The following is a 26,749-nucleotide window of genomic DNA, read 5'->3' on the forward strand; positions in this document are numbered from 1 at the left end:
GTGTGTTACTACCCCCGTTTGGCGTCAACGGTTTGCGGCAGCGAATCGCCGCGCCGTCGGCGGGCCAGTAGATATCCGGCCCCGCCCAGCAGGTAGAGCGCGGTCGCGGCCACCATCAGCTCGGGCGAGTACCCGTTGTCCTTGACGAAGATCGCCGCGACCGACACCGCCACCACCTGGGTGATGTTGAACAGGGTGTCGTAGAGCGCGAAGACCCGTCCGCGAGCCTCGTCCGCGACGTCGAGCTGCACCGACGAGTCGACGGACAGTTTCACGACCTGACCGGTCCCCATGATCAGGAACGACGCGATCAACGCCAGCGGCAGCAGCATCGGCAACCCGAGCGCGGATTGCGCGACCGCCGAAACGAGCAACGACCCCAGCACGGCTCGCGTCCGCCCGAGCGACCGGATCAGCCGAGCCGTCACCAGTCCCGCGACGAGGATGCCCGCCCCCGCGCACCCGACCAGCTGCCCGAGGCCGGGCAGTCCGGCGCGGAAAATCCCGTCGTCGGTGAAGTAATTGCGCATCAGCAATACGCTGAGCAGCAACGAAATCCCGTACGCGGCGCGATGCGCGAACAACGCGATGAACCCAGCCGTGACGCTAGGCGCCCGCCACGCGTGCCTGGCTCCGTCCGCCAGCCCGCGCGCGACCGCCACCACGGGATTAGTCGGCTCGTCGACAACAGTCGGCCCGAGAACTCCCTTGGCGAATCGATGCGCGAGAAACGCCGACAGCAACGCCCCGGCGGCAGCGAACGCCGTGGTCTCCGCGGACCCGATGTCGCCAGATCCGAACACCGCCCGCAACCCGATCGCACACCCGCCGCCGACGACCGCGATCGCCGACCCGAGCGTCGCCGCCACCGCGTTCGCGGCAACCACCGCCCGCGGCTCCACGACGTGCGGCAACGCGGCGGACAGCCCAGACCCGATGAACCGGCTGATCCCCTCCGCGAGCAACGCGAGCGAAAACAACCCGATCCCGCCGACCCCAGCCCCCACCGCGAAGACGGACGCCACGATCGCCGCGGCCCGCACGAGATTGGCGAACACGAGCACCCGCCGCCGGTCCCACCGGTCGAGCAACGCCCCGGCGAACGGTCCTACCAGCGAATACGGCAGCAATAAGGCAGCGAACCCCTCCGCGATGGCCAGCGGATCAGCCGCCCGCTCGGGATTGAACAAAACGGCCCCGGCCAACCCGGCCCGGAAAACCCCGTCCCCCCATTGCGCCGCGAATCGCGTGAACAGCAACCGCCGAAACAACGGATCCCGAACCAGCTGCCTGTCGAACCTGCGCGCCTGGCCCCGCTCCCCCACCACCTCCACCCCCCAACCCTACCGACCCGGCCCGACAAAACCCCCACTAAAAAACAGCGCAACACAAACCAACCCCCACCAACGCCCAACCCACCCCCAACCCGAAAGCCCCGAACCCGCGTACCCCCAACAAACCCGCAGCCCCAAAACGCACGAGACCCGACACCACAACCGGCATAGCGCGCCAAAACACGACGAGACAAGCCCACCACGACAGCTAGAGCGGCAGGACGCCCTGCGTGCGCAATGAGGTGAAACGAGAGAGACACGAAGAACACAGCGCCGCACCCCAGCGAGGAGAGGGCTGCAAAAGGCCCCGCGAGCACAGCGAGGCAATACGAGAGAACGCAGCGGCCGCACCCAAGCGAGACAGTCCTACAGGCGAAACGGGACGGAAGAAATGAGGCGGCCGGGCCCCAGCGAGGCTAGAGCCGCAGGACGCCCTGCGAACGAGGCGAGGCGGGAGAGACGGGAAAACGCAGCAGCCACGCCCAGCGAAGCTAGGCCCGCAGGAGACCCTGCGGGCACGGCAAGGCGAGACGGGAAGAGGAGAAAAACGCAGCGGCCACGCCCAACGAGCCTAGGCCCGCAGTAGGCCCCGCGGGCACGGCAAGGCGAGAGGGAGAACGCAGCGACCGCAGCCAAGGGAGGGCAGGTCCGCTGGAGGTCCCGCGGCGCGGCGAGGCGAGAGGGTGAACGCGGCGGCCGCGATCCAGCGTGGGCAGGTCCGCTGGAGGCCCTGGGGGGCGCGGTGAGGTGAGACGGAACGCCGCGACCCAGGGAGGGCAAGGTCTGCTGGAGGCCCTGCGGGCGTGGTGAGGCGAGAGGGTGAACGCCGTGGACCCAGCGAGGGCAGGCCTGCAGGAGATCCTGCAGGCGAAACGGGACGGGAGAAATAGGGGCGGCCGAGCCCCAACGAGGCTAGATCTACAGAGGCCCCGCAGGCGCGACGAGGTGAGACCAGAGAGTCGGAGGAACCCACGGCCGCGACCAAAGCAAAGCGAGAGATCTCGCAGCCGCACCACCGACGTCGCCCCCGGAGCACCGCGAACTAAAGACAAAAACCCGTCAGACCATGCGATTTCCCACAGCGAACGCACACCGCAACACCCCAGCCAAAGCCTGACCGGCCCAAGACCCAACCCCGTCGAAACCGCACCGAAGGCACCGCGGGGGTCCGGGGGGCTCGGCCCCCCGGGCGACACGGCGCCGGTGGACGGGGGAAGGTGCTGAAAGCACCGAACAGGAGGAGCTGACACCGGCGCACTCGTTTCGCCTCTCGGCGGCTTGGCGCAGTGTGGCTCCGGCCGGACCGGTATTCCACAAAGGCGGTTCTTCAGTGAGCCCGGGGGACACGAGTGCGCCGGCTCACTGTTCTCAACGGGGCGCGTGGTGCTGGTGTTCCCGTGCCGGGAGGATTTCCTTCGGCGGGTGATGGGATCATGGGTGGCGTGCCAGCGGACGCCGAGGTTGAACCGGGAACGCTCCTGGTCGCCGCACCCACGATGTTCGACCCGAACTTCAAGCGGACGGTGGTGTTCGTGATCGATCATCGGGCGGAGGGGACGCTCGGGGTGGTCTTGAACCGGCCGTCCGATGTGCCGGTGAACGACGTCTTGCCGGGGTGGGGCGCGCATGTCGCGGAGCCGCAGTCGGTGTTCGTCGGCGGGCCGGTCGACAAGAAGACCGCGTTGTGTCTCGCGGCGTTGCGGACTGGGGAGTCCGCTTCCAGTGTTCCGGGGGTGGTCGCGGTGCGGGGGCCGGTCGCGCTCGTCGATCTGGACAGCGATCCTGAAGTGCTCGTGCCCAAGGTGCGGGGCGTGCGCGTCTTCGCGGGCTATGCCGGATGGGATTCGGGGCAGCTCGCGGGCGAGATCGAGCGCGAGGACTGGGTGATCGTCCCCGCCTTGCCCAGCGACATTCTCGCGCCGCCGAGCCGGGATCTGTGGGGGCAGGTGCTGCGCCGCCAGGGGGTGCCGCTCGCGTTGCTGGCCACTCACCCCGGCGATTTGCAGCGAAATTAAGCCTCGCTGGACTTCTGCAGGACTCCGCAGCCGCCTGCGCCGCACGCGCAGCCGCTGCAGCCGGCCGGGACCGGCGACGGGGCGGGCACGGTCAGGGCCGCTCGCGCGCCCATCCGGGCTCCGGCGACGACCATCACCAGCAGGCCGAGCAGTCCGACGATCGCGGCGGCCACCAGGCCCGCCGTGGAGGGAATCGCGAGACCGGCGAGTCCGCAGACGACCGCGGCGCCGCCGCCGGCCAGGGTCGGGATTCCGGCGACCCGGTTGGCCAGTTTGAACGCCTCTTCGCTGCGCATCGAGGCTTCGGTCCGGACTCCGGCCCCGCTCGCCCTGCTCAGCCGTCCGCGCACGCCGAGGAATCCACCCCAGCCGACGACGACACCAAGGACGATCGGGACGAGCGCGATAGCGAACACCCCTTGAGGATAAGCGTGACCTCGCGGCAATGTCCCGGATACCCTCGTCGGCTGTGCTACGGGCCATGTCTTCGTCCACGCGACACCGGCTGCTCGCCGCCGCCGGGATCGTCACGCTGTCCTTGCTCGTTCCCGCGACCGCGAATGCCGCGCCGCGTCCGGTCCGGTTGCTCGGCGAGCAGCTCGTGCCGCACAACCTGCAGTTCCACGCCACCACAGTCGGCGGGCTGTCCTCGGTCGACTTCGATCCGCGCACCGGCGGGTACGTCTTCATCAGCGACGACCGCTCCGCGATCAACCCGGCTCGCTTCTACACCGCGAAGTTCGACGTCAGCGCCAAGGGAGTGGGGCCGGTCACCTTCACCGGCACGCAACCGTTGCTGCGCCCGGACGGCACGCCTTACCCGCCGCTCGCCAAGAACGATCCGTCCGCTCCGCAGAACGAGCAGACGATCGACCCCGAGGAACTGCGCGTCGACCCGTGGACCGGGCATTACGTCTGGTCGCAGGAAGGCGACCGGCTCGCGGACCAGCACCTGATCCAGCCGTCGATCCGCGAAGCCACGCGCGACGGGCACTACGTCCGCGACCTGCCGCTGCCCGCCAACGAGCGGATGACTCCGGACGCTGGTCCGCGGCGCAATTACGTCCTCGAAGGACTCGCCTACACCGGATTCGGCACCCTGCTCGCCAGCGAAGTCGAGGCCCCGCTGCTGCAGGACGGCCCGCCGCCCACGCCGACGTCGGGGGCGTTGTCGCGGATCACCCTGCAGAGCCGGTTCGGGCCGGTGCTCGCGCAATACGCATATCCGCAGGAGAAGCTTTTCGCCGCGCCGAAGCCCGCCACCGGATTCGCGGACACCGGCGTTTCCTCGATGCTCGCGGTGAACCAGGCGGACCCGACGAAATTCCTGATGATGGAACGGTCCTTCGTCACCGGGGTCGGCAACAAGGTGCGCATTTTCGAGATCGACACCACCGGTGCCACGAACGTCCTGCACACCTCGTCCCTGAAAGACGCGAAGCACGTCAAGCCGGTCAAGAAGAAGCTGCTCGCCGACCTCTCCGACCTGCCGCTCTCCACTGTGGACAACATCGAGGGAATGACCTGGGGCCCGGCGCTGCCGTCCGGGGAACGCAGTCTCGTGCTCGTGAGCGATAACAACTTCTCCGCGACCCAGGTCACCCAGGTCGTCGCTTTGGCGGTCCCGTCGGAACGGCTTTGACCAGCGCGTTACGATGAGTGCGTGAACACGGCTCGGCTGCTCCTTGGCTTGCCGCGCTGACCTGGTCCGATGACCGGCTCGGCGCGGCGACCCCTCATGCCTTCTGGCTTGGGGGGTCGAGTTGTTTCTGGAGTGGCTCGACACGGAGGAAGACGGCGATGACAGGGTCTGACGAGGCCACCGGGGCCGCGGCGAAGAACGTCGCGGACGCTGAGCAAACCCCGCCGTTCCGCTACACCGCGGAGCTGGCCGGGCAGATCGAGCAGCGCTGGCAGGACCACTGGTCCGACCACGGCACCTACCACGCGCCGAACCCGGTCGGCCCGCTCGCGGAAGCGGGCGAGCCGGTGCCCTCGGACAAGCTGTTCGTGCAGGACATGTTCCCGTACCCCTCCGGTTCCGGCCTGCACGTCGGGCACCCGCTGGGCTACATCGGCACCGACGTCTACGCGCGGTACCACCGGATGATCGGCCGGAACGTGCTGCACACGCTGGGCTACGACGCGTTCGGCCTGCCCGCCGAGCAGTACGCGGTGCAGACCGGCACGCATCCGCGCACCACGACCGAGCAGAACATCGCCACCATGCGCCGCCAGCTGAAGCGGCTGGGGCTGGGCCACGACGAGCGCCGGTCGATCGAGACGATCGACCCGGACTACTACAAGTGGACCCAGTGGATCTTCCTGCAGATCTTCAACTCCTACTACGACGAGGACGCCCGCAAGGCGCGTCCGATCGAGGAGCTGGAGAAGGCGTACGCGGCGGGCGAGCGCGCGACGCCCGACGGCCGTCCGTGGGCCGAGCTGAGCACCGTCGAGCAGCGCAAGATCATCGACGACCACCGGCTGGTCTACATCTCCGAGGCTCCGGTGAACTGGGCTCCCGGCCTGGGCACCGTCGTCGCGAACGAGGAGGTGACCGCGGACGGGCGCAGCGATCGCGGCAACTTCCCGGTGTTCCGCAAGAGCCTGCGCCAGTGGATGATGCGGATCACCGCGTACGCCGACCGCCTGGTCGACGACCTGGAGCTGCTGGACTGGCCGGAGAAGGTCAAGTCCATGCAGCGCAACTGGGTCGGCCGCTCGCAGGGCGCGCGCGTCTCGTTCGCCGCGGGCGACGAGAAGATCGAGGTCTTCACCACCCGTCCGGACACGCTGTTCGGCGCGACTTACATGGTGATCGCGCCGGAGCACCCGCTGGTGGAGAAGCTGACCGCGGACCAGTGGCCGGGCGAGCACCCGGAGAGCTGGACCGGCGGCGCGAAGACGCCCGCCGAGGCCGTCGCCGCGTACCGGGCCGCCGCCTCCCGCAAGTCCGATTTGGACCGGCAGGAGAACAAGGAGAAGACCGGCGTCTTCACCGGCACCTACGCGGTGAACCCGGTCAACGGCAAGGAAATCCCGGTCTTCGTCGGCGACTACGTGCTGATGGGCTACGGCACCGGCGCGATCATGGCGGTGCCCGCCCAAGACCAGCGCGACTACGACTTCGCGAAGAAGTTCGAGCTGGAGATCATCCGCACGGTCGACCCGGGCGAGGGCTTCGAGGGCGAGGCGTTCACCGGCGACGGGCCGGCGATCAACTCCGCCAACGACACCGTCGACCTGAACGGCATGGGCGTCGCGGACGCCAAGAAGACGATCATCGCCTGGCTGGAGGACCGCGGCGCGGGCGAGGGCACCGTGCAGTACAAGCTGCGCGACTGGCTGTTCGCCCGCCAGCGCTACTGGGGCGAGCCGTTCCCGATCGTCTACGACGAGAACAACCTGCCGATCGCGCTGCCCGAGGACCAGCTGCCGGTCGTGCTGCCGGAGATCGACGACTACTCGCCGAAGACCTTCGACCCGGACGACGCCGACTCCGAGCCGTCGCCGCCGCTGTCGCGCGCGAAGGACTGGGTCGAGGTCACCCTGGACCTGGGCGACGGGCCGAAGAAGTACCGCCGCGACACCAACGTCATGCCGCAGTGGGCCGGTTCCTGCTGGTACCAGCTGCGCTACGTCGACCCGGCGAGCAAGGACGTGTTCTGCGCGCCGGAGAACGAGGCGTACTGGCTGGGCCCGCGCCCGGCCGAGCACGGCGTGGACGACCCGGGCGGCGTGGACCTGTACGTCGGCGGCGTCGAGCACGCGGTGCTGCACCTGCTGTACTCCCGGTTCTGGCACAAGGTGCTGTACGACCTGGGCCACGTCTCCTCGAAGGAGCCGTACCGCCGCCTGTTCAACCAGGGCTACATCGAGGCGTTCGCCTACACCGACAAGCGCGGCGTGTACGTACCCGCGGAAGAGGTCGTCGAGCGCGACGGCAAGTTCTTCTTCGGCGACGAAGAGGTCAAGCAGGAATACGGCAAGATGGGCAAGAGCCTGAAGAACGCCGTGACGCCGGACGAAATGTCGGACACCTACGGCGCGGACACCTTCCGCGTGTACGAGATGTCGATGGGCCCGCTGGACATGTCGCGGCCGTGGGCGACCAAGGACGTCGTCGGCGCGCACCGGTTCCTGCAGCGGCTGTGGCGGCTGGTGGTCGACGAGCAGACCGGCGAGCTGCGGGTCTCCGCGGACGAGGCGACCGAGGCGGACCGGAAACTGTTGCACCGCACCATCGCCGGGGTCCGCGAGGACTACGCGGAGATGCGGTTCAACACCGCGGGCGCGAAGCTGATCGAGCTGAACAACCACCTGACCAAGGTGTACGGCTCGACCCCGGCGACCCCGCGCGAACTGGCCGAACCGCTGGTGCTGCTGCTGGCTCCGCTGGCCCCGCACATCGCCGAGGAGCTGTGGCACCGGATGGGCCACGCCGATTCGCTGGTGCACGGGCCGTTCCCGGTCGTGGACGAGAAGTACCTGGTCGAGGACTCGGTCGAGTACCCGATCCAGGTCAACGGCAAGGTCCGCTCGCGGATCACCGTGCCCGCGGACGCGAAGAACGACGCGGTGCAGGCGGCCGCGCTGGCGGACGAGAAGATCGCCGCGCTGGTCGGCGGCAAGACGCCGCGCAAGGTGATCGTGGTGCCGGGCCGGCTGGTCAACATCGTGCTCTGAAAATGCGCGTTCCGGCCCGGGAGCCGATCCCGGGCCGGTAACGTGCTGCCCGTGCGTAGCCGAGCGATCACCGCGGTAGCTGTCGTGGCAGCGGCAGTGCTTTCCGGCTGCGCCGTCGCGCCCGCTCCGCCGCCGGGGAAACCCGCGCCGCGGTTGCCGGCGGATTCGATCGCGTACGACACGCTGCCGGTCATCACGAGCCGGCCGAAGCTGTTCCCCGGCGACTGCTCGCAGTTCGAGAAGAATCCGCAGTTGCTGGGCGCTCTCGGCGCCAGTTCGCCGAGGTACAACCCGTACGCCAAGGCCTGCGTCCTGAAGCGGTCGGCGGGCACGCAGGTCGAGGTCGGCTCGATGGACCCGGACCAGCGCATCCCGGACCCGTGGCCCGGCTGGTGGAAGGTCTACGACTACAGCGTCCACCACTTCCGCCGGATGCTGGTGCTGGACCGCTACTACGCGGTTTCCCAGCTCGAGGGATACGGCTGCGTGGTCGCGGTGAATACCGGTTCGCTGCAGGTGCTCACCGTCCGGGTCGGAGCCGAACGGGGCAACGGTCCGGTGCCCGGCGACAGTGTCGACGTCGATCGCCAGACCGCGCAGCGGTTCTGCCCGGACGCGCAGAAGGCCGCCGAGGACTACCTGAACACGGTCGACCCCGGCGGCGGCTCGCTGGCCGGTTGACCCGGGGTCACGCCGCTTCGCGCGTGCCCGCCCGCCAGATCGCGACCCCGGCCAGTCCGATCCACACCGCCAGCGAGGTGGTCAGCGCGACCGGCCCGTGCTTGGCGATCCCGGCGAGCTGCCGCGCGGGTTCGGCCGGATCGACCCATCCCGCGTAGTCGATGCCGCTCTGCAGGAACACGAACAGCAGAGACAGCAGGACGTAGGCGGTGATCGCTCCGGCGGTGTTGGGGATCAGCCAGCCGATGGTGACCGCGAACAGGGTCATGCAGAACCCGCCGAGCAGAATCGTCCCGGCCATCGCGCCCGGCCGGGCGTCGAGGAGGAACTGGGTGTCGTAGGCGTCGAGCCGGCTTCGGTAGTAAGTGAACGTCATCAGGAGGTTCAACCCCGAAGCGACCAGCCAGACTCCGAACGCGATGGTGGCCTGCGCGAGCACGTAGCGCAGCCGCGACGGCTGGGCGAGCAGGGTCGGCTGCGCGCTGCGGTAATGCCATTCGGCGGCGATCAGCTTCACGAGCACGACGTTCATCAGCACCGCGCCGAGCCGGATCGTGAGGAACACCGGCAGCAGCTGCTTGTCGAGCGTGTAGTCGCGCATCCCGCCCTGCAGGAACAGCAGCGCCAGCGTCACCAGCAGGACCGGCGCGGAGAGCACCAGGATCTTGTCCGCCACCGTCGCGGTCATCTTCCGCAGCTCGACGCCCACCACGGTGCCGAACGACGCGCGCCGCTGAGCGGGGGCCTGCCACGCGGGCGCCGGTGCCGGGATCATCGGGCTCCTCCGGTGAGCCGGAAGAAAAGCTCTTCCAGGTTCTGCTGTTCCTCGCGCAGCTCCAGCACTTGCACGCGGGCGGCGAACGCGAGGTCGGACACCTGTTTCAGCGGGGCGGCGACGGACACCCCGTCCACGCTGGTCTGGCGCAGTTCGAGCCGGGCGTGGCGCAGCGCGGAGGTCAGCCGGGGCAGGTCGGCGGTGCGGATGAGCGTGCGGGCCGGTCCGGCGAAGCTCTCCAGCGGTCCGTCGGCGACGACGCGGCCCTGGCCGATCATCACCACGCGGTCCGCGGTCTGGTCCACTTCGGACAGTACGTGGCTGGACAGCAGCACGGTGCCGCCGCGCTGGGCGTACCCGCGCAGCAACTGCCTCGTGGAGCGGATGCCGTCCGGGTCGAGGCCGTTGATCGGTTCGTCGAGGATCAGCACCGGCGGATCGCACAGCAGCGCCTGCGCGATGCCGAGCCGCTGCCGCATGCCGAGGCTGTACTTGCCGATCCGCCGGTTCGCCGCGTCGGAGAGCCCGACCTGCCCGAGCACCTGGTCCACCCGGGCGGCGGGCAGCCGCATCAGTTTCGCGGCGTTGAGCAGATGGTGCCTGCCGGTGCGGCCAGGGTGCACGGCGGACGCGTCGAGCAGTACGCCCGCGACGTGCGCCGGGTTGGGCCACTCGCCGAAGCGGCGGCCGGCGATGGTCGCGGCGCCGGACGTCGGCGTGGTCAGGCCGCAGATCATCCGCAGCGTGGTCGATTTGCCCGCACCGTTCGGGCCGAGAAACGCGGTCACCGTGCCCGGCCGCAGGCTGAACGACACGGTGTCGACCACGCGGCGTTGGCCGTAGACCTTCACCAGTTCTTGGACGTGCAGCAACCCGTCCCCCTCCCCCGTTTTCCCGCTGGCAGTTTGTCACACGCTGTGGCCGCCCGGGTGCGGATTCGAACCGCCACGACCGAAAGACGCCAGCTTCGCCCGTCGTCCGGCGCTTCGATGGTTGAAAGCGAAACAAACGGAAAGGACGGACATGAACCTCGACGGCAAAGTGGCGCTGGTGACTGGCGGGAGCCGCGGGATCGGTGCGGCGACAGCACTGCGGCTCGCCGAGGCTGGGGCGGACGTGGTGCTCACCTACGCGGTGAACGCCGAGCAGGCGGCGGACGTGGCCGACCGGATCAAGGCGCTCGGGCGGCGCGCGCTCGCGGTCGGTGCGGACAGCGCGGATCCGGCGGCCGTGGAGGCCGCGGTGGAAGCGGCGATCGGCGAGTTCGGGCGGCTGGACGTGCTGGTCAACAACGCGGGCGTCGGTTTCGTCGGACCTCTCGCCCAGACTGGGATGGACGACGTCGACCGCGTGCTCGCGGTGAACGTGCGCGGCGTGCTGGCCGCGACCAAGGCGGCGGCCAAGCACCTCGGCGAGGGCGGCCGGGTGATCACGATCGGCAGCTGCGTGACCGATCGCGTGCCGGGGCCGGGGATGGTGCTGTACGCGGTCAGCAAGTCCGCCATGGTCGGCATGACCAAGGCGCTGGCCCGCGAATTGGCTCCGAACGGCGTGACGGTGAACCTGGTGCACCCGGGCCCGACCGACACCGACATGAACCCGGCCGGCGGCCCGTACGCCGCGGATCAGGCGTCGATGACCGCGGTCGGCCGGTACGGCAAGCCCGCGGAAGTGGCGGACACGGTGGCGTTCCTCGCCTCGCCGGCCAGCGCGTACGTGACCGGCTCGACCATCTCGGTCGACGGCGGGCACGCGGCCTAATCGCGGTAGAGGCCGACGTCGCGGGCGAGGTCGGTGAGCATGGCCTCGAACAGCACGTCCGGTTTGGACACCGGGATCGGGTAATTGCCGAACACCTCGAGGGTGACGTGGCCGTAGAGCCGCGCCCAGAAGGTGATCATCAGGTAGGTGAGCCCGAGGTCCAGCTTCTCCGGCGGGATTTCCCGCCCGGACTCCTTGAGCACCGTGAGCAGGTCTTCCTGGAACGCGGTGAGGTCGTCGCGGAGTTCGGGCGGGACCACGTCGTTCGGCGGCATGACCAGGTCGTGCTGGGCGAGCACGTGGCCGGCCGCGGCGAGGAAGATCCGGCCGAACGGCTCGTCGAGCCTGCGCAGCGCGCTGCCGGTCGCGGTGCCGGTGGCCCCGGTCGGCGACGCGAACACCAGGGTGAATTCCTTGGTGTGCGTGAGCGCCCAGCGGCGGAAGCCCTTGCAGATCTGAAACAGCTGCAGCAGGCCCTCGTCCTTCAGCTCCGCGATGTCCTCGGCGAGTTCGGCGGCGAGGTCGGTGCAGACGTCGAGGCGGAGGTTTTCCAGCAGGTCGTCGCGGGATTCGTAGTAGCGGTACAGAGCCGGTGCGGTGATCCCCAGCTCCCGGGCGATGGCCCGCAGCGTGACGGCTTCCGGGCCCTGGCCTACCAGCAGGTTCCGCGCGGTCCGGCGGATGTCGGATTCGGTAGCCGCTCGCGCGCGACCCCTGCGTGTGGGGCTGCTCATCTGGGCAGTCTAGGTGGTCTGGACACCGATTTCGGCGACTGGCGCGAAGAACCGGGGCGCCGCCGACGCCGATCACTCGGGGGGCTACGTGATCGGCGCCGGCGACCCGATGCCCTCTCCGGTGCGCTTCCGGTCGGGGCAACGCCATCGGCTCGAGGCCAGTGACGCTCGAAGAAGAGCGAAGCCCGGCACCGAAGTGACGCCTGGGGGATACGGATCCCCCGATCGAGTGACGGACCGCCGCTGTTCCGCCTGATTGTCGCACTGAGCGCCAAGAAAGTTACAAACGCTTTCACTTTCGGGCGCCGATGGCGGAAAGGACGGGCCGTGGCAGAGTGGCGGTCATGAGTGCGGTACTGGTGGTCGGCTCCGCGAATGCCGATTTGGTGGTGCCGGTCGACCGGCGGCCTGGCGGCGGCGAGACGGTGCTGGGCGGCGACACCGCGTTGTCCCCCGGCGGCAAGGGCGCGAATACCGCGGTCGCGGCGGGAAAACTCGGCGCGGACGTCGCGTTGCTCGGCGCGGTCGGCGACGATCCCTACGGTCGATTGCTGCGGGATTCGTTGGCTAATGCGGGTGTCGATACGCAATTCGTGCGCACTGTGGATCGGCCTACCGGAATCGCGTACATCACCGTGACTCCGGACGGGGAAAACTCAATCCTCGTCTCCCCCGGCGCGAACTCCGCGCTGGAACCCGGCGACATCACCGACAAGGTGCTGGACGGCGTCCGCGTGCTCGTCGCCTCGCTGGAAGTGCCGCTGCCGACGATCGAACGCGCGGTGGTGCGGGCGCGCGAAAAAGGCGTGCGGGTGCTGCTCAACCTGTCCCCGGCGGCCGAGGTGTCGCGGGAAACGCTGGCCGCGCTGGACGTCCTGCTGGTCAACGAGCACGAGGCGGCCTACCTGCTTGGCTCGGACGACGCTGACCCGCGCAAGCTGCTCGAACTCGGCCCGCGCGCGGCGGTCGTCACGCTCGGAGCCAAGGGTGCGGCGGTGCTGGAAGGCGACAAGTCGACAACGGTCGAGTCGCCCCAGGTCGATGCGGTCGACACGACGGGCGCGGGCGACGCGTTCGCGGGTGCGCTGGCGACGGCTCTCGCCGAAGGCGCTGACCTGGTCGAAGCCGCCGAGCGGGCGGTCAAGGTGGCTGCCGTGACGGTGACGCGCCGTGGTGCCCAGCCGTCCTATCCGACCGCCGCCGAACTGGACTGACTCACCCCGGGCCGGGTCGCGGACTCGGCGAAGACCTGGGGTTTCCGGCAGACTTTGCCGGGCCGGACGCGCGGAACTGGCCCGCGCCCGGCGGCGCGAGGAGGTGGCTGGCGGTGGTCGAACGGGTGCGAAATCGGGAAACGGGTGCGGCGCCCCGGGAGTTCGCCGCCTCGGTGAGCTATGGTCTAGACCATGTCTGAGAGTGCTGCCGCTCCGGCCGAGTCCGCTGCCGGTTCCTCGCTGACCGGGGTCGCGGTGAGCCCCGGACGCGCGAGCGGACCCGTCGTGCGGGTCGCCGAGCCGCTCGGGGAACCCGCCAGCACGCCCGCGCCGGACGATCCGGCGGCGGAGGCGGCCCGGATCGAACCCGCCGCGCGCGCGGTCGCCGCCCGGCTGGAGGCGCAGGCCGAGGCCGCCACCGGCGAGGCCGCGACGATCCTGGTCACGACCGCCGCGATGGCCGCCGACCCGGCGCTCGCCACTCAGGCCCAACAGCTGGTGACGGCGCGGAACCTACCCGCGGCCCGCGCCGTCCACCAGGCCGCCGAAGGGTTCGCGGAAGCACTCGCGGCCGCCGGCGGGTACATGGCCGAGCGGGTCCGCGACGTCCGGGACGTGCGCGACCGGCTCGTCGCCGAACTGCTCGGCATCGCCCCGCCCGGGGTTCCCGAACTGTCGTCGCCGAGCGTCCTCGTCGCGCGCGACCTGGCCCCGGCCGACACCGCGGGGCTCGACCCGGCGAAGGTGCTCGCGCTGGTCACCGAGGAAGGCGGCCCCACGAGCCACACCGCGATTCTCGCGCGGGCGCTGGGAATTCCGGCGGTCGTCGCGGTGCGCGGGCTGCTGGCCTCCGACGCCAAGGCGCTGTCGGTCGACGGCGACACCGGCTTGATCGAGGCGGTCGAGGAGTCCGCGCCGATCGTCACCGCCGCCGCGTCCGGTCCGGCCGAGTGGAACGGCGTGGGCGAACTGTCCGACGGGCACCGGGTGAAGGTGTACGGCAACGTCGGCTCCCCGGCGGACGCGCAGGCCGCCGCGGACGCGGGCGCGGAGGGTGTCGGGCTGTTCCGCACCGAATTCTGCTACCTCGACGCACCGGCCGAGCCGTCCGTCGAAGAGCAGCGAAAAGCTTATGCCGCAGTGCTTTCGCCGTTCCGCGGCAAGCCGGTCATCGTGCGCACGCTGGACGCGGGCGCGGACAAACCGCTCGCGTTCCTGTCCCCGGACGACGAGCCCAACCCGGCGCTCGGTGTCCGCGGCCTGCGGATCGCGTTCGACCGGCCGGAGGTGCTCGACCGGCAGCTCGAGGCCATCGCGGGCGCGGCGGAGGACTCCGGCGCGGAAGTTTCGGTGATGGCACCGATGGTCGGCACCGTCGAGGAAGCCGCCTGGTTCGCCGAGCGCGTGCGGGCCGCCGGGATCGCGCGGGCGGGCGTGATGATCGAGATCCCCGCCGCCGCGGTGCTGGCGCGGGAAATCCTCGGCGTGGTCGATTTCGTGTCCGTCGGCACGAACGACCTGGCGCAGTACACGTTCGCCGCCGACCGTCAGCTCGGCGCGGTGGCGAAGCTGAACGACCCGTGGCAGCCCGGTTTGCTGCGGCTGCTGAAGCTGATCGGCGACGCCGCGGAAGCGACCGGCAAACCGGCGGGCGTGTGCGGCGAAGCGGCCGCCGACCCGCGGCTCGCGCTGGTGCTGGCCGGGCTCGGCCTGACGAGTTTGTCGATGAACGCCCCGGCGATCCGGGCGGTCGGCGCGAGCCTGGCCACGGTGTCGCGGGAACAGGCTCGCGAAATCGCGGCGGCGGCGCTGGCCACCGCCGATCCGGTCGCGGCGCGCAAGGCGGTCGCGGACGCCGTCTCCCGCTGAGGGGACGCCGGATCCGGGCGAGAGATGGGAACCGGATCCGGCGCCGGGCGCTGGTCAGCCGAAGATGCCCCGCCGAGGGTGGCGGATGACCAGCGAGCCTCCATGGATGCGGCCGGTCAGCACGTAGCGCGGGGTGCCCGCGCGGCCGTTGCTTCCGGTCTTGTCGTCGAGCGAGCCGAACTTGATCTCGGTGATCGAGTTGTAGTCCACCGCCGCGTGCTGCGGGATGATCAGCTCGACCGAACCCCACTTCGCGTCGAGTTCGATCTGCACCACCGGGGTGGCGACGCGGGCCTCGGTGAAATCGAGTTTGGTGCTGCCGTACTTGTTGCGCACCACCATCGCGGCAGGCACCTGCCACGGGCCGCTGCGCTGCAGCGACGAGTACTTGGCGTTGAGTTCGAGCCGCTGGCCGAGCCCGGGATTCGGGCCGTAGCCGGGCGGGTCGGGCAGCGGCGAGTACTGCGGGGCCGCGCCGGGGTGCACCAGCCCGGGCAGATCGGCGAGGACGGCGTTGATCTCGCCCCGGGTGCGGGCGGCGAGCGCCTGGTCGGTGCGCTCGGTGAACTCGTCGAGGGTGAGCATCCCCTGTCCGATGGCTTTCTGCAGCACGCCGACGACGTGCTCGCGTTCGTCGTCGGACACCCGGATGTCGCGCGCGGTCAACGGCTTGGTCTCGGTCGCGGGCTGCGCGGCGATCGTCTCTTCCTCGGCCATGGCATCGATGGTAGAACTCGGTTTCCGCTGGCAGATCGGGGAAAAACCCTGAACGGACCCGTACTCCGCGCGTTGGCCGCGCTGGTCGCGGCCGGCTGTCTGCTGACCTCGTGCACGAGCGGGCCTCCCGCACCCGTTCTCCCGCCGAGTTCGCCGCGCCCGGCTCCGACCACCCCGCCGCCGACTGGCCTCGACGGACTCGTCGCCACCGGCGGCATCGGCGTGGAATTGCTGCTGGCCACGTCGCCGCCGACGGTGTTCGACGCCGACTCGGGCGTGCGCGGCACCCTGCCCGGCGTGCCTGGCGGGCCGCGGGTGGTGTCGGTGCTGCGCGTCGGCCACACCCCGGTCGTGCTGACCGCGCCGACCTGCCAGCAGTCCGGCTGCGCGCCCGCCGACGTGTACGTCTACCTGGGACTTTCGCCCCCGCGGTCGCTCGGCAAGGCGGTGAGCGCGGCAGCGGGCGCGGACGGCACCAGCGTGTGGCTGATCCGCGAGGACGGTCCAGACCTCTGCCGGTTGGAGCACGTCGCGCTCACCGGCGACTCGTTCGGCCGGGGCACCGTGGCGTCGTGCCGCACGCTTGTCCGGGTGGAGACGGCGCACGGGTTGCTGATCACCGTCGGCGGCGGAACCGCGGAGACCGTCGACGTCCTGATCGACCCGGCCACCGGACGCACCGTGCAGCAGTCGCCGCGCATTCTCGCCGCCGCCGGCGATCGGCTCGTCCTAGGCGGGCTGACCGATCTGGCCGTGCTCGACCTGCGCAGCGGCGCGCGGAAATCGGTGACCCTGCCGGTGCCGCAGCCCCATCCGTACGTGCTGCCCAGCCGGGACGGCAACGTCGCCGCGGTCGATTTCGGCACCCCGTCGTTCCCCGGAACCGGCACGCAAACCCGGGACCTGTGGCTGTTGAACCTGGCCGACGGCACCTGGCAGCAAGCGCCGTCGATGCCGTTTTCGACGGAGAACCTGAAGCACTCCGGCCTGGAATGGACCGAAGCGGGCGACCTGGTGCTCGACGACGGGGTCGTCGGCGCGTGGCATCCGGGCGAACCGGCCTGGCGGCTGGGGAAGGCGAAACTCGCCCCGGCGCAGCAGGCCGCCGGGGTCGCGACCTCCTGAGGTCAGTCCTCGTCCAGCCCGTGCTCGATCGCGTACCGGGCCAGCTCGACCCGGTTGTGCAGCTGGAGCTTGCGCAACGTCGACTGCACGTGGTTTTCCACCGTCCGGTGCGACAGCACCAGCCGTTCCGCGATCTGCCGCGCGGTCAGTCCCTTCGCGACCAGCCGGAGCACGTCGGTCTCCCGGTCGGTGAGCCGCGGCGGTTCCGGAGCGCCGTCCGGAGCATCCGCCATCCGCCGGTACTCGCCGAGCACCAGACCCGCCAGTCCGGCGGTGAACACCGGATCGCCGTCGGCGGTCCGGCGCACCGCGTCCACCAGCTCCGCCGCGGACGCCGATTTCACCAGGTAGCCGGACGCGCCCGCCTTCACCGCTTCCAGCACGTCGCTGTGCTCGCCGCTGGCCGAAAGCACCAGCACGCGCGTGTCCGGGGCCGCCGTGGTGATCTCGCGGGTCGCCTCGACGCCGGACGTGCCGCCGAGGTTCAGGTCCATCAGCACCACGTCCGGCCGCACCGTGCGCGCGATCCGGATCGCCGCCGGGGCGTCCGGCGCGGTCGCGGCCACCTCGAACCCGTTCTCGGACAGATCGCGGGCCACGCCGTCGCGCCAGATCGGGTGGTCGTCCACCACCATCACGGAAATCGTCCGTTCCGTCATCGCCCGTCCCTCATCGTGGCTGGCACCCGCACTTCCCACTCCGTGCCCCGGCCGGGAGCGCTGTCCAGCACCGCGGTCCCGCCGAGGTCTTCCACCCGGCCGCGAATCGACTTCACTACTCCGAGACGGCCCTCGGCCGCCGCTCGTTCCAGCCTGCCGCCCTCGATTCCCGGTCCGTCGTCGCGGATGCTCACCACGACCTCGTCGCCGAGGTCCTCCAGCAGCACCCAGGCGTGCGCGTCCGGACCAGCGTGTTTCTCCACGTTAGCCAGTGCTTCGCGGGTGACCGCGACGAGTTCCTCGGTGACGTGCGCGGGCAGGTCCACCGTTCCGGCCGGGGTCGACACCTGCACCGACGTGGTCGCCAGCAGCTGCAATGCCGAACGGAGGTCCGCGGTGTCGCCGGACCGCGTCGGCTCGCTGCTCACCAACGCGCGCAACGCGATCTCCTGCTCCCCCGCGAGCTGCGCGAGTTCGGCTGCTTCCCCGCCTACTTCGAGACCGCGCCGCCGTACGCGCGCGAGAACCTGAAGCACGCTGTCGTGAATCGAGCGCGCGAGCCGTTCGCGCTCGGCTGTCGCTGCCTCGGTGCGAAGTGCGCGCGCGAGTGCTTCGGCCGACGTACGCGCGAGCGTCGCCGCCATGCCGACAAGGAGACCGCTCGCGCACAACAGCACGCCGTCGCGGACCACGTCGAGGTCGATCTTTTCGCGCGCGATGCCAGTACCGATTGCGACGACGAGGCCCGCCACTACGCCGCCGCGCGCGCCGAAGCGCGTCGCCGCCGCGAGCGGGCCGACCGCTGCCCACACTGTGGTGATCAACGGCGAAGCTGCTTCGTACTGCGCGTCGGAAAGAATCCACGGCGAGGTGAGCATGAGCGCCGTGGTGAGCGCGACGTCGAAGATCACCAGCCAGCGGTGCCGTCCGCTCTCGCGCACGTACGCGAGACTCGACGCGGCAGACCACGCGCCCATCACGCCGACAACGAGCCAGGCCAGCCACGGCCGTTGAAAGTCCGGGTGGTGCGCGATCACCACAGCCAGCGCGAACAGCCACGTGACGACACGCAGCACCACGACACCGCGCCACAGCGGCGTCGCCGGGTCTCGGGTGGGACGAACGCTCACTTCTTGTCTTCTGTGCTCTCTTCGGGGTCGCCGCCCTCTTCGGGGTCGTCGTTCGGGTTGGCGGCCTGGCTGTGCAACGAGTCCACGGTCGCCGGATCGGGATCGTGTTCGTGCAGCAGCGACCGGACCCCGGCGTTGAGCACGGCCAGCAGCGGCACCGCGAGCAGCGCGCCCGCGATGCCCGCGGCGACCAGTCCGGTGGCGATCGCCAGCACCACCGCGAGCGGGTGCAGCCGCACCGCGCGGCCGAGCAGCAACGGCTGCAGCACGTGGCTTTCCAGCTGCATCACGCCGACCACGATGGCCAGCACGACCACCGCGCCGATGACGCCCTTCGACACGAGCGCGATCAGCACCGCGACGCCGCCGGTGATCAGCGCGCCGATGATCGGGATGAACGCGCCGAGGAACACCAGCGTCGCCAGCGGGATCACCAGCGGCACGCCGACGATCCACAGCCCGATGCCGATGCCGACCGCGTCGACCACGGCCACCGCCGCCGTCGCGCGGATGTAGCTGACCAGCGACGCGAACCCGCGCCGTCCCGCCACGTTGACCCGGTTGCGCACCCGCTGCGGCACGCCGCGCACGAGGAACGTCCAGATGCCGTCGCCGCCGGCGAGGAAGAAGATCGTGACGAACAGCGTCAGCACGAAGCCGGTGAGGATCTCGCCGACGGTGCCCGCGGTGGTCAGCGCGGTGGTGGTGAGCGAGGCCTGGTTGTTCTGCAGGAAGCCGATCGCCTGGTTGATGAAGTCCTGGATCTGCTCCTGGCGCAGGTGCAGCGGGCCGTTGATCAGCCAGTCCTTGATCTGGTTGAGGCTCGTGGTCAGCTGCTGCTGCAGTTCGGGGAGGCCGCTGGAGAACTGGGTGATCACGAACGTCAGCAGCCCGCCGAGCACGGCGAGCCCGGCCACGAGCACGATCGCCGTGGCGAGCCCGCGCGGGAAGCGGATCTGCACGAGCCGCGACACCGCCGGGGCCAGCAGCGCCGAAAGCAGCAGCGCGATCGACACCGGCACGACGACCGAGGACAGATAGCCCAGCAGCCACACCACCGCGTACAGCGCGGCGATCACCACGATGAAACGCCACGACAGCGCGGCGGATACGCGCAGGCCGCGCGGGATGAAGCCGGTGACGTCGGCGACTGGTTCGGAAAGGGACCGGTGTTCGCGTTGTCCGCGCCCTGGCTGGCTCACGGGTCAACCGTATCGGCCCCGTCGACCGGAACCGGGCGGATCGCCCCACCGGTCGGTGTGAATCACCGCTTCGCCGGGACTCGCCAACCGACTCCGGAGTAACCGCCCTTCTTCTCCGGGAATGACCCATCGTGAGACCCGGCCACACTCTGTGTTGTTCACACGATGGTGGCATCAAGTCGTGTCAAGGATGCGCGGCGGACCACAAATTTGGTTGTCTCGGTTTCGCACCGCCGCGGAACTGTGCCGTTCCGCCGAAAAACCGAAATCATTTTTTACCCGAGGAGAAATCACCTGTGACGAACGACGCTGTGCACGAGAGGCGGGGCGCGACGCGCTTCGGCCGTCTCGCGTCGCGTGCGTTGTTCGTCGTCGGCGGCGCGCTCGCGGCCACCGCGGCCGCGTGGGCCGTCTCCTCTTCCGCCGCTTCGGCGGACCCGGTCGACGCGAGCGTCACGCCGGTCACCGACGCGACGGCCGCCGGAATCGGCGACGTCACCGACGGCGTGGCCCGGTTCGCGGGCGACGTCGCCGGTGCGGCGCAAGGGCTTGCGTCGTGCGGTCAGGGAGCCACCACGTGGTCTGAACCAGGCACGACGCGGCCCTCCTGTTCGCTCGAGCAGTTCGCCGGTCCGCACCGCGCCGACCTCTCCGAGGGCCAGCAGGCCGCCGGAAAGGTCAGCGACGCGGTGAGCGACCTCGGCCGCCACGCGGTCGTCAAGCCGGTGCAGCGCACGCTCGGCTCGCTCGAGCACATCGCGCGCAAGCCGGAGGACGCGCGCCAGGTGATCGCCGACGCGACCACCCCGCCGCCCGCCGCACAGGACTTCGGCCGGAAGCTGTGGGCTCTGCTCGACCCGAGCGCGCCCACGGACCTGGTCGACCTGCCGAACCTGCCGCTCGCGCCCGCGTCCGGTTCCGAGCAGAGTCCCGCGCCCGGCATTCCCGAGCAGCCCGCCGAGGCGGAGCAAAACCTCGGCGCCGCCGCGATGACCACCTCCGACGCACTGCAGTCGGTCTTCCCGGCGATGGACGCGCAGTCCGCCGTTCCGGTGCAGGGAGCCGAACTGCCGCAGCGCCACGACGGCGACCGCGGCCTGCCCGATGCTCCGTTCACCCCGGCGCAGCTTCCCGCCGTGCCGCTTTCCATCCCGAACTCCCCGGCCGGTGGCAACACCGCGCCCGGCGGACACCTCGACGGTTTGAACTTCGGCGTTCCCTCCTGGGTCGCCGCCGCCGTCGACAACGCCGTGGCGGGTTCGACCCGCACCGGCCTCGCGCACACGCCGCGCACCCCGGGCGAGCAGCCCGGCGTCACTCCTGACTGATCCACTTCACCCGCGGGGTCTTTGACGCCCACGGCCGCCTTCGCGCGCCGTCGCCGTCATCGACAGATAACCCGCGGGTTTTTCGCGCGCTGCGCAATTTCCGGCGCACGCATTCCCCGGTGCATTCCTGACCGCAAGGACGCACCGCCACAAACCCGCAAGGGACCCCGATATGAAGGAGAAAAATCCCATGCAGACCTGGGCAAAGCGCGGACTCCAGACCGCGTTGGTCACGGGTGGGTTGCTGATGCTGGGCACCGGCATCGCCTCGGCCGACGAGAACGTGAACCCGGACACCCCGGCCTCCCCGCTTGATCTCAACGTTACCGTCCCGATCGACGAGGCCAACAACGCGATCGGCACCCCGCTCGGGCAGGTCGACCTCCCGGCGCACCACAACGAGATCAGCACCAAGCCCGTCACCTCCGCCGTCAAGGGAGCGCTCGCCTCGGCGAAGACGCCCGGCGGCTCCGCCGGCAGCCTGACCGGCAGCCTCCCGAAGACCGACGCGCCCCGGCAGGTCACGCCGACCCGCGACGCGGTCAAGGGCAACAAGGTCAGCGGCGACATCGTCGTCCCGATCCAGATCGTCGACAACGCGGTGGGCGTCATCGGCGACGCGAACGTGCAGGGTGGCGACCACACCCAGACGTACGAGCACAACCAGGACATCGCGACCGACGGCAAGCACTCCGGCATCGCGGGCAACGTCGTGGCGCTCGACTACGCGCTCCCGGTGCAGATCGCGGGCAACGGCGTCGGCCTTGCCGGCGGCAGCGGCGCGGTCCACGGCGGTTCGGCGCATCAGAGCACCAGCGAGACCGGCAACATCGACACCACCGGCGAGGGCTCCGGCCTGTCCGGCAACGTCGTCGGCGGCCAGTTCGCGACCCCGGTCCAGGTGACCGGCAACGCCGCGTCCTGGATCCTCGGCAACGCCTACAGCGGCGACTACAACGCCGACACCACCGCCACCTCCGGCGGTTCGATGAAGTCCAACGGCAAGGGCGCCGCGGGCAGCGGCAACGTGGTCGGCGCTCCGATCGCGCTGCCGGTCAAGTTCAACGGCAACGCCGGCGGCGTGTGGGGCTCGGACGCGGACTCCACCTCCAGCTCCTCGGCCGACGCCAAGGCGGGCAACACCCGTCCGGGCAGCCTCAAGGGCATCCCGACCTACATCGAGACCGACGGCGACCAGTCGTTCCTGTCCGGCAACGCCGGCACCGCGCAGGCCAGCCCGGTCGCGAACGTCGCGTCCGTCGCCGGCTCCTGGATCGGCAACGCCGACACCGGCCAGAACGGCTCCTCCAGCCACGAGACCACCGCCACCTCCGGCGGCTTCGTGAAGACGAGCGGCAACGACGCCGCCGGTTCGGCCAACGTGGTCGACCCGGCAGTGGCGCTCCCGGTCGAGGCGTGCGGCGTGGGCGGCACCTACATCGGCCGCGCGGTCGCCAACTGCGACAACACCACCACCGCCACCTCCGGCGACGGCAGCTACACCCGCGGCAACGGCTCGACGCTGACCGGCAACATCGTCAACACCCAGATCGCCGGCGCCCCCGAGGTGCACGGCATCGGCGGCAGCCACATCGGCAACGCCTCGGGCACCTCGACCGAGACCAAGACCGTCACCGCGGGCAACTACGACGGCAGCCAGGGCAACGACTCGTCCGGCTCGGGCAACATCGTGCAGGTCCCGGTGGCCGTGCCGGCCGAGGTGTTCGGCGTGGGCGGCTCGTTCATCGGCCAGGGCTCGGGCGACGGCTCCGAGACCAAGGTCGTGAAGGCAGGCGGCGGCGGGAACACCCAGGACGACAACGGGTTCCTCAGCTCGAACCTCGGCACCGTCCCGGTCTCGACCCCGGTGCAGCTGTTCGGCATCGGCGGCGCGTTCGTCGGCCAGGGCCACGGCAAGGCCAGCAACGACACCACCTCGACCGCGGGCCAGGACGTGCACGCCACCGGCACGAAGGGCGCGGGCGCGGGCAACATCGTCGAGGCCCCGGTCTCGCTGCCGGTTCAGGGCCACGGCGTCGGCGGCGCGGTCGCCGGCATCGGCACCGGCATGTCGGACAACCTGACCGACTCGACGGCGGGCGGCGACGCCAGCACCGACGGCAAGGACGCGGCGCTCGCCGGCAACATCGTCAAGGCTCCGATCGCGGGCGCGGGCACGATCTTCGGCGACGGGCTCGCCGGGGGCGCGCTCGGCCACGGCACCGCCACCAACGACATCACCTCGACGGCGGGCGGCGACGCTCTCACCAACGGTGACGGCGGCGCGGTCGCGGGCGACATCGTCGGCGTCGACCCCGCGCCGGTGGCGCAGGTCTTCGGCGACGCGGTCTCGGTCGCGGGCGTGTCCTCGGGCGACGGCGTGAACAACACCGTCGTCACCGACGCCGGCAAGGACACCACCTCGGGCGTGGAGGGCTCGCTCTCGGGCGACATCCTCGACTTCCCGGTCCCGGTCGTCGCGCAGGTCTTCGGCGACGCGGTCGCCGTGGGCGGCGTGGCGCACGCGGTCGGCGACAACGTCACCACGGTGACCGACGGAAGCGACGAAACCAGCACCGACGGTTCCGGCGAGGCCCTGTCCGGCTTCGACTACTACCACCCGCTGGGTGCGCTGGTGCAGGTCTTCGGCGTTCCGCTGGAGGTGCTCGGCATCGCCACCGCCGAGGCCACCAACTCGACCGTGGTCGACCCCGAGCCGGCCATCGACGTGCCGTTCGGCGGCGAGATGGGCGCTGACCAGCTCCCCGCGCTGCCCGCCGTGCCGGCTCTGGCGGGCGGTTCCTCGGCGCTGCCGTCGGCTCCGGCCCTGCCGGGCCTGTCGGGTCTGCCCACCGCCACCACGCTGCCCGCCCCGGCGCTGCCGGGCGCCCAGCGGGCCGACGTGCCGCAGGTCAGCGGCCTGTCCGCGCTGGGGCAGCTGAACCAGCTGAAGGGCGCTTCGGTGCTGCCGTCGGTGTCCGGGCTGCAGAACGGCGTCCACCTGCCGTCGGCTCCGGCCGTTCCGGCTCTGCCGGGCGTTCCGGCCCTGCCGGGCAAGGGCGGTGCCGAGCGGGCCGACGTTCCGGCCGTTCCGGCTCAGCTGCCGGTGAAGACCTCGCTGCCGACGCTGAACCAGCTGCCGGCCGTCACCGCGCTGCCGGCCGTGCCGGGTGTGCCCGCCGTGCCGACGACCCTGCCGACCACGATGCCGACCGCTCCGGCCGTGCCGGCGCTCGGCGACGCGACCGGTCCGCTGGGTGCGTTCCAGAAGCTGGCCGCGAAGGTGACCAGCTTCTTCAAGAAGTGAACCGTTTCGCCTGAAACGGGCCGGGGATAACCCGGACGGGCCCGGAAGCCACGTGCTTCCGGGCCCGTTTTTTCGTGCTGGGTCAGGAAAATTCGAGCGAACGCTTCGCCAGGCCGTGCCAGAAACCGTCGATCACCGTGCGGCCCTCGCCTTCGGCCGAGCTGGCGCCGAGCGACACGAACAGCGGCGCGAAGTGCTCGATCCGCGGGTGCGCCATCGCGGCGGCCGGGGCCTTGTGCTGGAAGTCGAGCAACGCGTCGAGGTCGCGGGCGCGCAGCACCTCGTCGCCCCAGTGGTCGAATTCCGCGGACCACTGCGGCGGAGTTCCGTTGGTGCCGTTGACTTCCCGCATCGCGACGAGGTTGTGGGTGAAGAATCCGCTGCCGATGATCAGCACGCCTTCGTCGCGCAGCGGCGCGAGCTTGCGGCCGAGGTCGTAGAGCGCGCGGGGGTCGAGCGAGGGCATGGAAATCTGCAGCACCGGGACGTCGGCGGCGGGGAACATTTCCACGAGCGGGACGTACGCGCCGTGGTCGAGGCCGCGGTCCGGGTCGTCGTGCACCGGGGTGCCGGTCGAACGCAGCAGCTTGCGCACCTGCGCGGCCAGCTCCGGAGCGCCCGGTGCGGCGTATTCAACCTGGTAGTAGCGCTCGGGGAAGCCCCAGAAGTCGTAGACGAGCGGGACCGTCGTGGTCGCCCCGAGTGTCAGCGGAGCTTCTTCCCAGTGCGCCGAAACCACGAGGATCGCGCGTGGTTTCGCCAGGTCGGCGGACCACTCCGCGAGCTGGCGGGTCCACGTCGCGTCGTCGGCGAGCGGCGGCGCACCGTGGCTCAGGTACAGGACCGGGGTGCGGGTCGCCATGGCTGCCTCCAAGTGTTTGAAAGTTCAACTATTACCGTACGCCCTGTTCGCGGTCTTGGCGAATTCGTCCTCGCGTGCGACCGGCTCCTACCGGGGACGTCCTGATCGGCCGCCATACGATTCCGGCGGCGGCAAGCGCGGCGACTGCGAGAACCACGGCGAAAACGGTTGCCCCGGTAGCGATTCCGAGCGCGTCACTGAGGTAGCCGGTGCCGACGGGCAGCAGTGCGGCCGGAAGATAGCCGCCGAAATTGAGCAGAGCGTTGGCCTCGGCGCGCCGCCGCTCGGGTACGTGGGTGCTGATCAGGGTGAGCCCGCCGAGTTGTCCAAGTCCCTGCGCGGCTCCCGCGAGCACGGCGGTCACGACGATAGCCGCGATCCACTGTGCGTGGACGGCGATCAGCAACGCGGTCATGCAGGCGACCGCCGCTGCCGCCCCGGTGAGCAGGATGGCGCGGACCTCGAATCGCTTCGCCGCGAACTGAACCGCCGTCGCCGCACCGAACATGACGAACGCGGTCACCCCGGCGAGCAGGCGGTTGCTGGTGCCGAGCACGCTCGCCAGCAGTGCTGGTCCGAGGGAAAGCACGAACGACGTCGACGTGATTCCCGGTGCGAAAACCGCGATCCCGAGCGCGACGTACTTGCGCTGCGCTCGCGGCACAGCGGGGACGCGCACCCAGCCGCCCGCGCCGGAATCGACCGGACGCCGCAGTGGCAGCCGGACCACCACGACGACCGCGCTGAGCAGGAGCACGGCCGAAACCACGAAGATCGTCACCGTCGGCCCCGGCAGAGTCTCCGACAACGCCCCGGCAAGCAACGGCCCAAGTCCGGCCCCAAACACCATCGCGGTGGACGCGGCGAGCGTCGCGGTCCGAGCGCGTTCAGGTCCGCCGACATCGACGACGGCCGCCATTCCCGCGGACACCGTGATGCCGACCGCGATCCCCGCCAGCAGCCGAGCGATCGCCAACGCGAGCACCGACGTCGCGACGGCGAACAATCCGCACGCGATCAGCGCGAGCAAAACCCCAGGCAGCACAACGGGTTTGCGCCCGAGTCGGTCCGAGGCGCGGCCCGCCACGAGCAGCGCGGCCAGCAGCCCGGCGATGTAGGCCGCGAAGATCACCGTGAGCGTGCCGGCGGAGAACCCGAGCCGGTGCTGCCACAGCACGTACAGCGGCGTGGGCGCGTTCGAAAGCACGAACACCGCGGTGACGGGCCACGCGGCGAGCCAGGGACTGCCGGCCCGCGAGGGCGCGACGACGGCCATGGATCCTCCAGTACGAGATAGTTCGAACTAGTACGAGCGAACTCGAACTTAGCAGTAGTTCGACTAATCTC

Annotated in this window: 21 protein-coding genes; 10 read left to right on the forward strand and 11 right to left on the reverse strand. The window is 70.5% G+C overall.

Annotation, left to right across the window (positions count from 1 at the left end; translation table 11 throughout):
* Positions 1–8 precede the first annotated feature (8 nt).
* The gene (locus tag F9C12_RS23890; protein WP_409461899.1) at positions 9–1,334 is read right to left on the reverse strand and encodes an MFS transporter; all 1,326 of its coding nucleotides are present in this window, start codon (positions 1,332–1,334) and stop codon (positions 9–11) included.
* 1,433 nt (positions 1,335–2,767) lie between these two features.
* Between F9C12_RS23890 and F9C12_RS23895 the strand changes: the two genes are divergently transcribed.
* Positions 2,768–3,349, forward strand: coding sequence for a YqgE/AlgH family protein (locus F9C12_RS23895; protein WP_354735848.1), 582 nt, complete (start codon positions 2,768–2,770; stop codon positions 3,347–3,349).
* Here F9C12_RS23895 and F9C12_RS23900 read toward each other — a convergent pair.
* On the reverse strand, positions 3,346–3,765 hold the full coding sequence (locus F9C12_RS23900) for an SdpI family protein (protein WP_409461900.1): 420 nt from the start codon (positions 3,763–3,765) through the stop codon (positions 3,346–3,348). The two genes, F9C12_RS23895 and F9C12_RS23900, sit on opposite strands and share 4 nt — an antisense overlap.
* A gap of 65 nt (positions 3,766–3,830) precedes the next feature.
* On the opposite strand from F9C12_RS23900, the gene F9C12_RS23905 reads away from it, so the two are divergent.
* The 3 genes from F9C12_RS23905 to F9C12_RS23915 all read left to right on the forward strand — a co-directional run bounded on the left by F9C12_RS23905 (position 3,831) and on the right by F9C12_RS23915 (position 8,719).
* Entirely contained in the window at positions 3,831–4,991 is a 1,161-nt protein-coding gene (locus tag F9C12_RS23905) for an esterase-like activity of phytase family protein (protein ID WP_409461901.1), read from the forward strand.
* A 158-nt stretch (positions 4,992–5,149) separates the two neighbouring features.
* Entirely contained in the window at positions 5,150–8,038 is a 2,889-nt protein-coding gene (gene leuS, locus F9C12_RS23910; protein WP_409461902.1) for a leucine--tRNA ligase, read from the forward strand.
* A gap of 51 nt (positions 8,039–8,089) precedes the next feature.
* A complete protein-coding gene (locus F9C12_RS23915; RefSeq protein ID WP_409461903.1) occupies positions 8,090–8,719 on the forward strand; it encodes a hypothetical protein in 630 nt (209 codons plus the stop codon).
* A gap of 7 nt (positions 8,720–8,726) precedes the next feature.
* On the opposite strand, the gene F9C12_RS23920 is transcribed toward F9C12_RS23915, so the two are convergent.
* Together F9C12_RS23920 and F9C12_RS23925 are read right to left on the reverse strand one after the other, a co-directional pair.
* A complete protein-coding gene (locus tag F9C12_RS23920) occupies positions 8,727–9,494 on the reverse strand; it encodes a hypothetical protein (RefSeq protein ID WP_409461904.1) in 768 nt (255 codons plus the stop codon).
* Entirely contained in the window at positions 9,491–10,366 is an 876-nt protein-coding gene (locus F9C12_RS23925; RefSeq protein ID WP_409461905.1) for an ABC transporter ATP-binding protein, read from the reverse strand. Before F9C12_RS23925 ends, F9C12_RS23920 begins: the two co-directional genes overlap by 4 nt.
* 151 nt (positions 10,367–10,517) lie before the next feature.
* Here F9C12_RS23925 and F9C12_RS23930 point away from each other — a divergent pair, with 151 nt between their 5' ends.
* On the forward strand, positions 10,518–11,255 hold the full coding sequence (locus F9C12_RS23930; RefSeq protein ID WP_409461906.1) for a 3-oxoacyl-ACP reductase family protein: 738 nt from the start codon (positions 10,518–10,520) through the stop codon (positions 11,253–11,255).
* Here the strand turns inward: F9C12_RS23930 and F9C12_RS23935 are convergent.
* Positions 11,252–11,989: a TetR/AcrR family transcriptional regulator gene (locus tag F9C12_RS23935; protein WP_409184081.1), complete on the reverse strand. Its 738-nt coding sequence runs from the start codon at positions 11,987–11,989 to the stop codon at positions 11,252–11,254. The genes F9C12_RS23930 and F9C12_RS23935 overlap by 4 nt on opposite strands.
* 344 nt (positions 11,990–12,333) lie before the next feature.
* Here F9C12_RS23935 and F9C12_RS23940 point away from each other — a divergent pair, with 344 nt between their 5' ends.
* Complete coding sequence (locus F9C12_RS23940; RefSeq protein ID WP_409461907.1) at positions 12,334–13,203, forward strand: ribokinase; 870 nt, start codon at positions 12,334–12,336, stop codon at positions 13,201–13,203.
* A 192-nt stretch (positions 13,204–13,395) separates the two neighbouring features.
* On the forward strand, positions 13,396–15,072 hold the full coding sequence (gene ptsP, locus F9C12_RS23945; protein WP_409461908.1) for a phosphoenolpyruvate--protein phosphotransferase: 1,677 nt from the start codon (positions 13,396–13,398) through the stop codon (positions 15,070–15,072).
* 54 nt (positions 15,073–15,126) lie between these two features.
* Here the strand turns inward: ptsP and F9C12_RS23950 are convergent, their stop codons facing one another.
* Complete coding sequence (locus F9C12_RS23950; protein ID WP_409461909.1) at positions 15,127–15,789, reverse strand: DUF1707 domain-containing protein; 663 nt, start codon at positions 15,787–15,789, stop codon at positions 15,127–15,129.
* A 72-nt stretch (positions 15,790–15,861) separates the two neighbouring features.
* Here F9C12_RS23950 and F9C12_RS23955 point away from each other — a divergent pair, with 72 nt between their 5' ends.
* Positions 15,862–16,914, forward strand: coding sequence for a hypothetical protein (locus tag F9C12_RS23955; RefSeq protein WP_409461910.1), 1,053 nt, complete (start codon positions 15,862–15,864; stop codon positions 16,912–16,914).
* A 2-nt stretch (positions 16,915–16,916) separates the two neighbouring features.
* Here the strand turns inward: F9C12_RS23955 and F9C12_RS23960 are convergent, their stop codons facing one another.
* From F9C12_RS23960 to F9C12_RS23970, 3 genes are read right to left on the reverse strand one after another with little or no spacing between them, the layout of a single operon-like run.
* Positions 16,917–17,573 (reverse strand): response regulator, encoded by a 657-nt coding sequence (locus F9C12_RS23960; protein ID WP_409461911.1) that lies wholly within the window; start codon positions 17,571–17,573, stop codon positions 16,917–16,919.
* A complete protein-coding gene (gene macS, locus F9C12_RS23965) occupies positions 17,570–18,703 on the reverse strand; it encodes a MacS family sensor histidine kinase (protein WP_409184087.1) in 1,134 nt (377 codons plus the stop codon). Before macS ends, F9C12_RS23960 begins: the two co-directional genes overlap by 4 nt.
* The gene (locus F9C12_RS23970; RefSeq protein WP_409184088.1) at positions 18,700–19,905 is read right to left on the reverse strand and encodes an AI-2E family transporter; all 1,206 of its coding nucleotides are present in this window, start codon (positions 19,903–19,905) and stop codon (positions 18,700–18,702) included. The genes macS and F9C12_RS23970 overlap by 4 nt, the downstream gene beginning before the upstream one ends.
* 296 nt (positions 19,906–20,201) lie before the next feature.
* Between F9C12_RS23970 and F9C12_RS23975 the strand changes: the two genes are divergently transcribed.
* Both F9C12_RS23975 and F9C12_RS23980 read left to right on the forward strand, forming a co-directional pair.
* Positions 20,202–21,233: a hypothetical protein gene (locus tag F9C12_RS23975; RefSeq protein ID WP_409461912.1), complete on the forward strand. Its 1,032-nt coding sequence runs from the start codon at positions 20,202–20,204 to the stop codon at positions 21,231–21,233.
* A 190-nt stretch (positions 21,234–21,423) separates the two neighbouring features.
* Positions 21,424–24,540 (forward strand): PE-PGRS family protein, encoded by a 3,117-nt coding sequence (locus tag F9C12_RS23980; RefSeq protein WP_409461913.1) that lies wholly within the window; start codon positions 21,424–21,426, stop codon positions 24,538–24,540.
* 82 nt (positions 24,541–24,622) lie between these two features.
* Here the strand turns inward: F9C12_RS23980 and F9C12_RS23985 are convergent, their stop codons facing one another.
* Both F9C12_RS23985 and F9C12_RS23990 read right to left on the reverse strand, forming a co-directional pair.
* Positions 24,623–25,402 (reverse strand): dioxygenase, encoded by a 780-nt coding sequence (locus F9C12_RS23985; RefSeq protein ID WP_409184091.1) that lies wholly within the window; start codon positions 25,400–25,402, stop codon positions 24,623–24,625.
* A 31-nt stretch (positions 25,403–25,433) separates the two neighbouring features.
* Complete coding sequence (locus F9C12_RS23990; protein ID WP_409461914.1) at positions 25,434–26,678, reverse strand: MFS transporter; 1,245 nt, start codon at positions 26,676–26,678, stop codon at positions 25,434–25,436.
* Between the last annotated feature and the right edge of the window lie 71 nt (positions 26,679–26,749).

The sequence above is a fragment of the Amycolatopsis sp. GA6-003 genome, from assembly GCF_046267895.1.
Lineage (GTDB): Bacteria > Actinomycetota > Actinomycetes > Mycobacteriales > Pseudonocardiaceae > Amycolatopsis.

Coding starts and splice junctions, on each gene's coding strand:
- F9C12_RS23930 (WP_409461906.1), top strand. CDS start 10,518: ATGAACCTCGACGGCAAAGTGGCGCTGGTGACTGGCGGGAGCCGCGGG.
- F9C12_RS23905 (WP_409461901.1), top strand. CDS start 3,831: ATGTCTTCGTCCACGCGACACCGGCTGCTCGCCGCCGCCGGGATCGTC.
- F9C12_RS23950 (WP_409461909.1), bottom strand. CDS start 15,789: ATGGCCGAGGAAGAGACGATCGCCGCGCAGCCCGCGACCGAGACCAAG.
- F9C12_RS23960 (WP_409461911.1), bottom strand. CDS start 17,573: ATGACGGAACGGACGATTTCCGTGATGGTGGTGGACGACCACCCGATC.
- F9C12_RS23895 (WP_354735848.1), top strand. CDS start 2,768: ATGGGTGGCGTGCCAGCGGACGCCGAGGTTGAACCGGGAACGCTCCTG.
- ptsP (WP_409461908.1), top strand. CDS start 13,396: ATGTCTGAGAGTGCTGCCGCTCCGGCCGAGTCCGCTGCCGGTTCCTCG.
- F9C12_RS23980 (WP_409461913.1), top strand. CDS start 21,424: ATGCAGACCTGGGCAAAGCGCGGACTCCAGACCGCGTTGGTCACGGGT.
- F9C12_RS23935 (WP_409184081.1), bottom strand. CDS start 11,989: ATGAGCAGCCCCACACGCAGGGGTCGCGCGCGAGCGGCTACCGAATCC.
- leuS (WP_409461902.1), top strand. CDS start 5,150: ATGACAGGGTCTGACGAGGCCACCGGGGCCGCGGCGAAGAACGTCGCG.
- F9C12_RS23985 (WP_409184091.1), bottom strand. CDS start 25,402: ATGGCGACCCGCACCCCGGTCCTGTACCTGAGCCACGGTGCGCCGCCG.
- F9C12_RS23990 (WP_409461914.1), bottom strand. CDS start 26,678: ATGGCCGTCGTCGCGCCCTCGCGGGCCGGCAGTCCCTGGCTCGCCGCG.
- F9C12_RS23920 (WP_409461904.1), bottom strand. CDS start 9,494: ATGATCCCGGCACCGGCGCCCGCGTGGCAGGCCCCCGCTCAGCGGCGC.
- F9C12_RS23940 (WP_409461907.1), top strand. CDS start 12,334: ATGAGTGCGGTACTGGTGGTCGGCTCCGCGAATGCCGATTTGGTGGTG.